This is a genomic window from Bacteroidales bacterium (assembly GCA_023228145.1).
In the GTDB taxonomy this organism is placed as follows: Bacteria; Bacteroidota; Bacteroidia; order Bacteroidales; family CAIWKO01; genus CAIWKO01.
Genome location: JALOBU010000011.1, coordinates 50488 through 63150, shown reverse-complemented (window position 1 = coordinate 63150; position 12663 = coordinate 50488). Strand labels below are relative to the sequence as shown.

General features: G+C 35.4%; 11 protein-coding genes. 1 reads left to right on the top strand and 10 read right to left on the bottom strand.

The features are described from left to right. Positions 1 to 47: 47 nt before the first annotated feature. The 9 genes from M0R16_07185 to lysS form a co-directional block, all read right to left on the bottom strand. Positions 48 to 2402, bottom strand: coding sequence for a TonB-dependent receptor (locus M0R16_07185; protein MCK9612670.1), 2355 nt, complete (start codon positions 2400 to 2402; stop codon positions 48 to 50). A gap of 62 nt (positions 2403 to 2464) precedes the next feature. After that, a complete protein-coding gene (locus M0R16_07180) occupies positions 2465 to 3880 on the bottom strand; it encodes a T9SS type A sorting domain-containing protein (GenBank protein ID MCK9612669.1) in 1416 nt (471 codons plus the stop codon). 35 nt (positions 3881 to 3915) lie between these two features. Then, positions 3916 to 4866, bottom strand: a complete 951-nt coding sequence (locus M0R16_07175) for a hypothetical protein (protein MCK9612668.1) — start codon at positions 4864 to 4866, stop codon at positions 3916 to 3918. Positions 4867 to 4963: 97 nt separating this feature from the next. Continuing rightward, on the bottom strand, positions 4964 to 5962 hold the full coding sequence (gene wtpA / locus M0R16_07170) for a tungstate ABC transporter substrate-binding protein WtpA (protein ID MCK9612667.1): 999 nt from the start codon (positions 5960 to 5962) through the stop codon (positions 4964 to 4966). Between the two features lie 142 nt (positions 5963 to 6104). After that, complete coding sequence (locus M0R16_07165; protein MCK9612666.1) at positions 6105 to 6482, bottom strand: LysR family transcriptional regulator; 378 nt, start codon at positions 6480 to 6482, stop codon at positions 6105 to 6107. 65 nt (positions 6483 to 6547) lie between these two features. Continuing rightward, entirely contained in the window at positions 6548 to 7468 is a 921-nt protein-coding gene (locus M0R16_07160) for a UDP-3-O-(3-hydroxymyristoyl)glucosamine N-acyltransferase (GenBank protein MCK9612665.1), read from the bottom strand. A 25-nt stretch (positions 7469 to 7493) separates the two neighbouring features. After that, positions 7494 to 8060 carry an elongation factor P gene (gene efp / locus M0R16_07155; protein ID MCK9612664.1) on the bottom strand — a complete coding sequence of 189 codons (567 nt, stop codon included), beginning with the start codon at positions 8058 to 8060 and terminating at the stop codon, positions 7494 to 7496. A gap of 204 nt (positions 8061 to 8264) precedes the next feature. After that, positions 8265 to 9542, bottom strand: a complete 1278-nt coding sequence (locus M0R16_07150; protein ID MCK9612663.1) for a radical SAM protein — start codon at positions 9540 to 9542, stop codon at positions 8265 to 8267. Between the two features lie 107 nt (positions 9543 to 9649). Further along, on the bottom strand, positions 9650 to 11374 hold the full coding sequence (gene lysS, locus M0R16_07145; GenBank protein ID MCK9612662.1) for a lysine--tRNA ligase: 1725 nt from the start codon (positions 11372 to 11374) through the stop codon (positions 9650 to 9652). Positions 11375 to 11618: 244 nt separating this feature from the next. Between lysS and lipB the strand changes: the two genes are divergently transcribed. Further along, positions 11619 to 12317 carry a lipoyl(octanoyl) transferase LipB gene (lipB, locus tag M0R16_07140; protein MCK9612661.1) on the top strand — a complete coding sequence of 233 codons (699 nt, stop codon included), beginning with the start codon at positions 11619 to 11621 and terminating at the stop codon, positions 12315 to 12317. 47 nt (positions 12318 to 12364) lie between these two features. On the opposite strand, the gene M0R16_07135 is transcribed toward lipB, so the two are convergent. Beyond that, on the bottom strand, positions 12365 to 12658 hold the full coding sequence (locus M0R16_07135; protein MCK9612660.1) for a hypothetical protein: 294 nt from the start codon (positions 12656 to 12658) through the stop codon (positions 12365 to 12367). Positions 12659 to 12663: the final 5 nt, after the last annotated feature.

Sequence of the window (12663 nt, the reverse complement as noted above, 5' to 3'; positions counted from 1 at the left end):
TCATTTTTTTCATTTTTTAAGGTTAATCGATTTATTTTATTTGTTATTTAGTCAATTCGAGATTTTTTATTCACTTTATTTTTGAACTGGAATACCATTTTCCCAAAAACCATTCTTCCAGGGGATTTGTAACCTCTGTTATTGATATAAACTTTATTAAATAAATTATCAATATCAATGCTAAACTCAAATTGTTTAATTTTTTGCCACAATTTAATGTCCACTGTAAAATATGAAGAGTACTTATCTGTCATTAAATAGATATAATCTATGGTATTATCATCTTTAACCCAACACTCACCCACATATTTACCAGCTATTGAAAGGTTTCCGTATTGTGTCAGCATGTTAATGCCGGTTGAGAACTTATGCATCGGAACATCAGGAAGAAACTTCCCTTCCAGATCTCTGTCTGCTTCAGTATTGGTTTTAAAATCGCCTATGGTGGAATGATTAAATGTGTAATTGAAAAATGCTGTAATATATTTTCCAATGGGAGATGACACATCCGTTTCAATGCCAAAAATGTTCACTTTACTTATGTTGGTTACATGATAAATCGGCGCTATAGTGTATCCTAGGTTAACAGAATCAGAAGTTGAAATCATAAACATAAAATCATAACCGGCAGAATAATAAAATGATAATTCTGTCCTTAGTATTTTAAAAAAAGTTTTGTCAAATCCTACCTCCATATTATAAATATTTTCCGGCTTTATTGCAGGATTTGCTACCCTGAACCCGTAACGGCTGTTTTCTGAGCGGCATAGGTCGTCCAAAATCGGTGACCTGAATCCTTTTGCTACTGAAATGTATGATTTAAAATATATGGATGGGGCAAACTGCAGAGTTAGCTTCGGGCTAATTGCCGACCACTGTTTTGTATCAATATCATCAAATTGAAAATTTGTTAAATATTCTATGGAATACGAAGGGTTTTCTATTGAAAAAGCCGCATCATAAAATATAGCGCCATCGAAACGTACCCCTGCAACAAGGCTCCATTTCTGCTTTCCAAAAGTGAACTTGTCTTGTACAAAAAGCGCATATGTTGTCATAGACCCTTTATTTTTAATCAGGTCTGTGGAAGTATAATAAATGTCTTTTCCATAAACTTTCCCAATCTTTGCCTCTCCACCAAATGTGATTTCATTTTTTTTTCCTATGGGAGTTTCAGTCCATATTCGCAATCCATAATCTTCTCTCCTTGAATCCACTTCATATAAAGTATAAGAACCATCGCTGTAATATTCATTCAGCCTGAAATACTTCTCGTACATTCCGTAAGCAGTTGTATAAATCCTCCATTTCTTAACTTGCCCTTTATATTTTAAAAATGCATGATACGTATCCCTCTCAATGTTTGAGCCCACATCCTCGTAAATTTTAACTCCTCTGCCCCTGATATCATCAAAATAATTAAAAGATAATTCTATATTATTGTTTTCGTTGATATGAAACCCTAGGGAACCACCTGCAAAAAATTCTTTGAGAAATACAGGCACCACAATGGAATCATTTTCTTTGATAATTTCATCAGGTGTGTTGATATAACCATCGCTGATGCGGTAATTAGCAAAGGCTTTCCAGTAGATTAATCTTTTCAATAATGAGCCCGTTACGCTTGTTTTTGCTTCCAAAGTTCTATAAGTACCCGATGAAACGCTGACATTACAACCGAAATTTCCGTCAGGTGGCTTGCTGATAAAATTAATAATCCCGCCCATCGCATTCGAGCCATACAACGCGGAACCCGGGCCTTTGATTATCTCAACCTTTTCTATATTATCTTTATCAATAATGTTCCAATTTACAGAACCTCCGTCAGTTTTGTTTAGCGGCATTCCATCCATTACAACCAAAGTACCTGATTGTGAATTTCCTCCTATACCTCTTAGTGAAACAACCGTTGATGTCGAAAAAATACCAAATTCACTGCTCGTATTAACTCCCGATATAGAATTAAACATTTTGCTGGCTGATATTGCTGGTATTTGTTTAATATCCTGTTCGTCTAGGAGTTTTGTCCGAACAGGAATATTAATGATATCAAAATTATCTTCTGATTTCGCCTGAATCACCACTTCTTCAATATTAATCATCTCTTTTTGTAAAGTGAAATCCAATTTAATGACAATATCGTTATTGATTTCTATTTTTTGTGAATGCGATGTATAGCCTACGTGACTCACTTCAATTATATAGTTTCCTTTATTTATATCGCTTAGGCTGTAAAATCCATTTTCGTTGGTTGTTGTTCCCTTCTTTACGCCAGATAAAATGACATTCACATTCTGTAAAGGTTTATTTTCAGCATCAGTTATATATCCTTCAATAGTTTGCGAGTATGATACAAACAATGAAAATAAAAATAAGATGTATAGTGCAAATCTTTTTATCATGGCAAAAAAAGACTGTCAGCAATTATCTGCCGACAGTCTTTCAATTTCATTATTTGGTTTTTTTATTTAATAATGATCTTTCTGGTAACAACTTTTGTTTCATTATTAAAATGTAATACTACCAAATAAAGGCCTTCTTCAAATTGATTTACATTTATCTGTAAGTCATTTGATTTCGCTGCTTTAGAATATACTTTTGCGCCAAGCATATTATAAATCTCTGTTTTTGCTATTTCTTCTGATGAGTTGATATTAAGTATGTCAGCACATGGATTCGGATACACGCCAACATTATTTTCATATATCACACTTGAAATGCCTAAACCTGATAAAGTTCCTGTAACAAGGATATCATCAATTTTTGATATTCCCGTCGGGAGTACGTCACTGCCGCTAGAACTTTCGTTCGATGTCATAATCCACCGAATATAAATTGATGTCGTTCCGGGATCGTTCATAGTTGCTGGTAACGCCAGTTCACTAACCACTCCTGTTGTCCAGTCGTTGGCCACAGTAATATTTCCCCCGGGAATATCTTCCCATTCGCCACCGCTCAAACGGCATTGTAACTTCCAATCTTTTGGGCCGGGGTTTGTTCCGTCAGACCTTTGTTTCGACCATACTTTCATGTCTTTATAGCCATTTGCTTTAAACTTTATTGACCAGAATTTCACACTATCACCACCATCCCATCCTGTAGCAGTTGCTGCATAATCCGAGTAGCCATTGGTATAAGTCAAAGGCCTGTCATTATATCCTGTATCTTCAGCCTGTATGTTATATGTCAGGTTCCCTGATAGCCCAAAGTCTGCATTAAATTCCGTATCGGTTGTATCAGCAAAATTAAATCCTACAATAGTATCACCCGTTTCAACAGGCAAGTCAGCGGTGCCCATAATTACGATGTTATCTATAGCAGATTTGCCTGTGGCTAAAACATCAACGTCATTAGTGGCTGTATTTGAAGTCATGATCCAGCGGATATAAATTGAATTGCTACCGGGAGTAGTAATAGGAATAGCCAGTGCGTTCACAACACCACCTGTCCAGTCATTGGTACAAACAATGGTTCCACTGGTAATATCTGTCCAGGTTCCTGACGAACCCACTTTATACTGAACTTTCCAGTCCTTTGGGCCGAAATCTGTTGCATCTGATTTTTGTTTTGAATACAAAACCAAATCATGATAATTCTCAGCTTTGAATTTGATAGACCAGAATTTTACATTATCACCATTATCCCAGCCTGTAACTTCTTCAGCGTATGTCCCGTCGCCCGGAACCATAGTAGTTACACCTGTGCCGCCTTCATGCATGATTGTTCTTGATCCGATATTTCCAGCTATTCCGGCATCAGCAACTGTATCTGTTAAATTTCCGGTTGGAAATGTCCAGGCAACAATTGTGTCCTGTTGTGCATAAGTATACATTGCTGTCATTGCACAAATGAAACTAAATAATAAAATTCTTTTTTTCATTTTTACTTTTTTTAGTTAATAATTATGTTTATGATTTACATTTGAATTTTCATTGAAAACAATATGCTTCCTGTTGAGTCATTGTCCGCTTGATGTACATAAATAATTCCCTTCTTGCCTGACTGGGTCATAAAAGGTATTAATGTACCATCGCTTGCCCATTTATATTTCTTTTTACCCCAAACATCATCATAGGAAACAATTAGCAAACTGTCGTTATGTGCCTGGTTGAATGCTTCGGCCGTTACTCCATTAACAGCCCTGACGTCATATTTGGTATAGTTTCTTGTTGTCCAGTCACATAAAAAAGGGTAATATATGTCGTAAAGTTCGCCGGTAGCTGATAATTCTTCTCCGGGGGAAGAAAAGGTAGGAGAAGGTTTCAGTATTCCGTTGTCTTCACGATAATTAAAATAGGTAAGAAAATCAACCTTATCCTGATATAAGGCGGCAGAATCGCCAAAAAAAACTTTATTTATTACGGGCAGGAAAAAATGCCCATAGGTGTTATTCTGTTGATAGCCCATTCTTAAATTTAAAAATTCATAAATACCTCCAAAAACCGAATTGGGATCCTTAAAAATATTGAGAGATACAGATGCTTCATTCCGGTTTCTGTCCATTACTGCAAACCTCCACTCCACCTGATTTTCGACATTTTGATAAAAGGAAAGCCCGGTTACAAAACCAGAAGAATTTAATCCGGAATCCAACACTGTTTTAATCTGCCCGTCATAATATTTTTTAACAGTGAAATTTGTAAGATTCGCATCCAACCCTTCTGCCTGAACTTTAAACCGAATAGGTTTTCCGATTTCAATTGTATCACCATCATTATTACACCACGATTCAAAAATCAAATTAATTGTCGGTAGGCGTGTCTCTGTGTTTTTCTTGCAATTTGTAAAAAACAAAACCAACAGCAGACATAAAAACTTAGGCCATGATATAAATAAAATTGATTTTAATTCAGTTTGAACATTCATATTTTTCAATTTTACATTTTTAGATATGCAAACGATTACATATCGTTTTCAAAATTACATTTTTTTTGTAATTAAAAGATTATCATGATAAAAATTGTTATTCCTGTGTTTCAGGCTTTGCATAAAGTTTCAATTCTTCCGGAATTTTGTCATAAGTTCCAGTGCTTGCCGGAACAACCGATGGCTGCCCACTTGCTTCAATGATAGCCATACCTCCTGAAGGGTCAAGAAAAAAAGTCAGAAAGGCTACTGCAAGCTTATAATTTTTAACGCTTTTGGGAATGGTAAGCCCATAAACCATAGGAGCTCCTGTTTCAATAATTTTTTCTCCAAGTTTTTTTCCGGTCGTTTCAATACTCACAGAAGCATATAAATCTGCAAAGTTCTCATTTTTTAAATTTATTTCATCCGGTAGTAGAATATACTTCAGTTTATGCTGTTGTGCCACTGAGCGGTATAAAAAAATGTAATCCAGAGAACCAGTTTCCAACAATGCAATCAGGTCTGTTTCTTTGGGCCTGATATAATTCGTGTTTTTATTTTTTAATCTATTTGACAATTCAGGTTTATTATAATATTTATCAGCCAGAAGCATGGTAAGAATTGCTCTCACGCCGCAAGGGTCGCTTTCCGGATCGCTTCTTCCATAAACAACATCCTTTCTTAGTAAAATTTCATGCCAGTTATCCCTGTTAATCTCATTAGCATATCTTGATTTTTCGGTAAAAACAATAGCCATCTCATTGGCTGCAAATTTTAAGTTCCAGTCTGCCCATTCAGGAATTAATAAATTATCAATCACTTTGTAATCTGCAGAAAGCATAATATCGCAATTCTTTTTCAGGTCACTGATTTTTCTTGCACACTCTTTGCTCCCGGCTGCTTCGGTATAGATCTTTACATCAGGATATTTTTTCCCAAACGAATCACAAATTGCTTTTACCGGATAAGATAAACTTCCCGCATGAAAAATAATCAAACTTCCTTTTAATTGTTCGTTATTACTTATTACATCACCCCCAACCTTATTAGAATTTCCACATCCAATTATCAATGCTAATACTAAAGTTATAATTATTAATGATAGTTGTTTCATCAGTTATAAATGTTTAAAAATTATTTCAGTTCATTTATTAGTAAATCGTTGGTATTAAGTTATATTTATCCTAAATCCGTCATTATTAAAAAATACTATTTAACGATTTGGACTAAAGCAACATAAAATTTCATTGTACAATCTATTGCTTCAAAGTCTTTTTAAACCTTCTGATTGTTTCGTTTACATTATTTTGAAATTCAGCACGAAAATCAACATATGCTTCAACCAGACGTTTCCCTTCATCGGTTAAAATTGTCAGCCCTCCTGTTTTGCCTCCCCTATGCTTTTCAACCAAATGGAAGCCCAGTATATTTTCCATTTTTATAACATCGCCCCATGCTTTGCGATAGCTAATATTTTCCTTATCTGCAGCAGCTTTCAGCGACCCCATCTGATGTATGGAAATAAGCATCTGCCATTTGGCATCATCAAGAATTTCTTTACCAGACTCTGACGACATCCACAATTTATAGTTGATGCGAATATTGGAATATCTTTTAAAAAATTTTTTTTCCAAAAGCTTTTAAATGCTATATAAAAATTGGAAGCGTTCTATAAAATATCAGGTAACATGCTTTAGAATTACATATTTTTTTCTGCGAGTTTTTTAAGGGCCGCAATTTCTTTCCACTTTTTGCGGGCTTCAATGGCAGGTGCTCCGAAATATGTTTTACCGCCTTCCAGCGATTTGTCAACTGCCGACATGGCCAGAAGCACCGCACCTTTTCCTATGGTAAGGTCTTTATTAATCAGCACCTGCGCCCAGATGCACACGTTATCTTCAAGAGTTGATACTCCGGCGATAGCTGAATGAGAACCGATAAGGCAATGCTTGCCAACGACTGTATCATGGCCTATCTGAACAAGGTTGTCTATTTTAGTTCCTTTCCCAATCACAGTGTTTCCTGAAACGCCTTTATCCAGGGCACATAATGCTCCAATTTCCACATCATCCTCAATAATAATATTTCCGCAGGATTCCATTTTATCATAATGAGTTGGACGGCGTTTAAAATAAAAAGCATCTCCTCCGATAACCGAATTTGACTGTATAATAACATTATTACCAATGACAGCATGGTCATAGATACTTACATTGGAATGAATAATGCAGTTTTCTCCAATAATAACATTATTTCCTATAAAAGCTCCTGGCTGGATAACGGTTCCTTTGCCAATTACAGCAGTATCACTGATATATTTATAACAGGGTTCAAATTTTCTAAAATATTTTACCAGTGTTACATAATCTCTGAAAGGATCTTCAGATATAATCAGTGCTTTTCCTTCAGGAGGGGTAATATCTTTATTAATAATAATCGTTGATGCATTGGAGCCGAGGGCTTTATCATAATACTTTTCAAAATCAACAAATGTAATATCACCTGGTTTCACCATATGAATCTCATTTATTCCGGAAATAATATGGTTATCCTCGCCTTTATACTTGGCATTTATTAATTCGGCAATTTTTTTGAGGGTAAAGGTTTTTTCAAAATCCATAAAATCTAAATATATAATCTGCGGTTTATGATTTTACTCTTTCATAATACGAATGAGTTCTGGTATCAATTCTAATTTTTTCTCCAATATTTATAAAGAGAGGGACATCAATGATAGCGCCTGTTTCAACAGTGGCATGTTTCAAAGTATTGGTTGCAGTATCGCCCCTCAGGCCGGGTTCGGTATAGGTAACTTCAAGTTCAATAAATGCCGGGAGTTCACAGGAAAGTGGGCGTTCTGTATCGGCATGAAACATAATTTCAACCCCCTGACCTTCTTTAAGTAAATCGTATGATTCAATAAGGTCTTCAATGATGGAAACCTGTTCAAATGTTTCAGCATGCATAAAATGGTAACCTATATCATCTTTATAAAGGTATTGATAAGGCCTTCTCTCAACTCTGGTTACGTCAATCTTAACGCCTGAATTAAAAGTATTGGAAATCACCTTTCCGGTAGTTAAACTTTTAAGTTTTGTACGGATAAAAGCACCACCCTTTCCGGGTTTTACATGCTGAAAATCAACAACAACAAATAAATCATTGTTAAACTCTATACACAAACCATTTCTGATATCTGCCGTAGTAGCCATAAATATATATTAATGTATTTTTGAAATTTCGTGCAAAAATAGTCAAAATATTGAAATGGCAAGGGGTATTTTAGAGCTAGGCTTAATTGACTGAATATAAGCGTGTTGCAAATTTCATAATTAAAGAATATTAATACATCTATACTTTAAACTTATTGCATGAATGATAAGTAGAATGAACCATCATGATAGCAAATACATGTCTTATAACCTTGATGTGATTATTTGCTCTCCCGGATTAAAATATCCGTTGCAAAGTTTTGGAAATTCAGATTTAATATTTTTAATCAAATTCTTTATTCCGATACAAACGGAATCCTTTGCTGGCGCCACAATCTCATTATACCATTCAGGGTCAATGTTAAAGTTACGCCATTGTATCATGTTTATATCGTATTTTTTTATAAAATTTTTTAAAGCTTCAACCTCTAATGTATTATCTGTCTGCCCGGGAAAAACAAAATAATTGACCGAAACCCATATATTATTTTTTCGTGCAATACTGATACTATCAAGAACATCTTCAAACTCATAGTTCACAGGATTATAATATGCCTGGTAAATTTCTTTCCTTACACTGTTCATGCTTACCCTAATACTTTGCAAACCCGCTTTACAAAGTTCTTCAACGGCATCCGGCCTACTCCCATTTGTATTCAGGTTGATAATTCCTTTTGATGTTTGCGATCGAATGATTTTAATGGCATCACGCAAGGTCTCCCATACCATTAGAGGCTCTCCTTCACAACCTTGCCCAAAGCTAACAATAGGGTTAGATGCACTTTCAAGATGTGCCACTGCAATTTCAGAAATTTCTTCTGGAATGGGAATAAAAGTAATACGGTTTTGTGTTGAAACAATTTTGTGTTCTTTAGGTTGGTATGAAATACATCCTACACAGCGTGAATTGCAGACAGGTGACGTGGGTAAAGGGGCTTCCCAGCGGTTCATAAAATAGTTACGGGCTGCAGGGCAAAAATATACCAGGGCACAATGTGACAAATGCTTCAGCAGCCTGTTACCGGGGTTAACTTTCAGCATTTTTTTTGCATTTTTCTCAACATAATGCTGATTAAATTGATTGCAATCCTGCCTGATATCCGGATCAATACGTAAAGCTGTTGTAAAAAATTTATTATCAAACCAACCAATGGCAGCATAAGCATATAATGGTAAGCGAGGTGCTTGTGCCTCCGTAACCCATGATGCGTTATATGTGAGGGTGTATGCCGGCGCAACGAAAGCTGCCACAGCCCAACCTTTATAGCATGTTCGAAGTTGCTTTGTTTTATAATCATACCCTACTGCACGCCTGCCTGGTAGATGAAAAAAGTCGCTGCCTTCGGGCAGCAAGATAAAATCTTCTTTTTGTAAAACTTTATTAATTCTTCCACTCCGCCCTACAACATGCAAAGATGTATCTTCAAATATATTTCCATTATCGTCACTGTATAATAAATATGGAGCTTTTGACGGAAACATTTATACTCTTCTTTATTCTAATTATGAAATATTATTATTTGACAAATTTCTCTGGTACTGATTCAAGAGATTGCTTTTGATTAAATATTATTAATCTTTTGCTATTATCAAATATTATTGATCCAACCTGTTACTTCTTCAATGGTCGGAGCTTTAATATCTAATTTTAATTTTTTTCGCAGGCCACAGATATCGTTAAACAATTTTGTAGGGACAGCATTTGTTAATGAATCAGGAGTATTAAAGCCAGCTTTCATAATCAATTCGGCATAAACAGAAGGGATTCCTTTTGCCACAAAATCATCAACAGAAGTAACCACTGATTTAATCTCGGGTTTCATTTGCGGGAATAACAAAACGTCCTGAATAGAATGTGAATTTGTCATAATCATAACCAACCTGTCAATGCCGATTCCCAAACCTGCTGCAGGTGGCATAGCAAATTCTATAGCCCTCAGAAAATCTTCATCCAACACCATGGATTCTTCGTCACCGCGTTTGCCTAATTCAAGTTGAGCTTCGAATCTTTTACGCTGGTCAATGGGGTCATTAAGTTCTGAAAAAGCATTACAAAGCTCTTTTCCATTAACAATAGCTTCAAAACGCTCCACAAGGCCTTCTTTGCTGCGATGTTTTTTGGCAAGTGGTGACATCTCAAGCGGATAATCAATTATGAATGTTGGTTGAATCAGATTGGGCTCGCATTTTTCTCCAAAAATCTCATCAATAATTTTTCCTTTACCCATGGAGGGAGTAATTTCGATATTTAAGGTTTTTGCTGTTTTACGAAGTTCTTCTTCGGTCATCACAGAAATATCAATACCTGTGTACTGTTTTATAACTTCGAACATAGTATAGCGTTTCCATGGGCGTTTAAAGTCAATTATATTTTCCCCTACTTTAATCCGCGTAATGCCATTGGTGTCAAGAGCTGCCTTTTCCACCATTTCTTCCACCAAGTCCATCATCCATTCGTAATCTTTGTATGCCACATATAACTCCATCTGGGTAAACTCCGGATTATGAAACCGATCCATACCTTCATTACGGAAATCTTTTGCAAATTCAAATACTCCATCGTAACCTCCTACAATAAGGCGCTTCAGATAAAGTTCATTGGCAATACGAAGATATAGTGTGCTGTTAAGTGTATTGTGAAATGTTTTAAAAGGTCTGGCTGCTGCTCCTCCATATATCGGCTGCAAAACAGGAGTTTCTACTTCAAGGTATCCTTTGCCATTCAAAAACTGCCTGATAGAATTAATAACATTTGCCCGTTTAACAAATATCTGCCTGACATCCCTGTTCACAATCAGGTCGAGATAACGCTGACGGTAACGCTGTTCAGGGTCAGTAAAAGCGTCATATACAACCAGGTCTTTTTCCTTTACAATAGGCAAGGGCCTTAAAGATTTGCTTAACAGCTTAAATTCTTTAACATGTATTGTTATTTCTCCCATCTGTGTGATAAAAACATACCCCTTCACTCCTATTATATCTCCGATATCCAATAATTTTTTAAATACAGTATTATATAAGGTTTTATCTTCCCCCGGACATATATCGTCACGCTTAAAGTACAACTGAATCCTGTCGTGGGCATCTTGTAATTCAACAAATGAAGCTGCCCCCATAATACGCCTTGACATAATACGGCCAGCTATACTTACATCCTGATACATATTATTATTTGCGGGAAAATTTCCATGTATTTCTGAAGTTATTGTATTTACTTCAAATGTTTCAGCCGGATAAGGATTTATACCCAAATTATAAAGCTCTGTGAGTGCTTGTCGCCTGATTTGTTCCTGTTCGCTATACTCGTTGTTCATAATAATTTTTTATTTAATGCAAAAGTAACCAGAAATTTTTCAATGATTATTACAAAATAAAAAATCCCACCGGTAGAGCTAAAAGATTATCAGAAAAAATTTTTTAACTATATTTTATATAAATAGTTTTACCATAGTTATAGGATTATATTTAATGTTGAGTGCTCGAAATAAATTTTTCTATTTTTGCTGCTCAAATATAGCTTAGGGTTCAAGTTCATCAAACAAAAATATTAACATTATGATGGAAGTTAAATTCAGGGATTTAAGATTGATATCTTATGATAGGGCTTATGAAATACAAGAACAGATATTCAATAAAATAATTTTTCATAAAACCGGCAAACCAATAATTGAAAACGAAGTTTTAAACCATTTACTTTTTTGCGAACACCCTCATGTTTACACTTTGGGAAAAAGCGGCTCTGAAAACAATCTTCTGATTGATTACATACAACTTCAGGCAAAAAATGCTGTTTTTCACAGAACAAACCGCGGAGGAGATATCACTTATCATGGTCCCGGGCAAATTGTGGGGTATCCGATTTTGGATTTAGAACAATTTAATATGGGTGTTAAAACTTACGTTCATGCCATTGAAGAGTCTATCATCCTTACACTTTCGGAATATAATATTGCTGCCGGAAGGCTTGAAGGAGCCACAGGAGTCTGGCTTGAGGCTCATAGTTCACATGCCAGAAAGATATGCGCTATTGGAATACGGACAAGCCGCTACGTTAGCATGCACGGTTTTGCATTTAATGTGAATACAGACCTGACTTATTTTAATTATATTAATCCCTGCGGCTTCACCGACAAAGCAGTAACATCACTCCAGAAAGAGTTAAATAAATTTTGTGATGTTGAAGATGTTAAGCTAAAGCTTAAAGAAAATATTTCAAAAGTATTTGGTATGAAACTGATACCTGATACAAAAAAATAAGCTTATGGTTTTAGTAATAATCTTTGCTCATCTAAAAGTAAAATTTTCTAAACGGTTTTTTCTATATTCCATACAAAAGCACGTATTCCTATCTCTTTATTTATACTATCAAGTTTTTTTACTTTTTCAAGCAAGGCATCTACAATATCATCATTAACGATGCTGATGATAGCTGAATTCATTTCAGGCCAGGTATGGGTTCCCATTCTGGGTTCGCCATCGGTTGTACCGGTACCATAGACCATAGGCCATTGTGTGAAACCTCTGATATTTAGTTTTTCCAGAAGGTATTCAATTTTTTCGGTCATGGCCTGGTTATATACGATCATTATTGCTTTCATGTGGA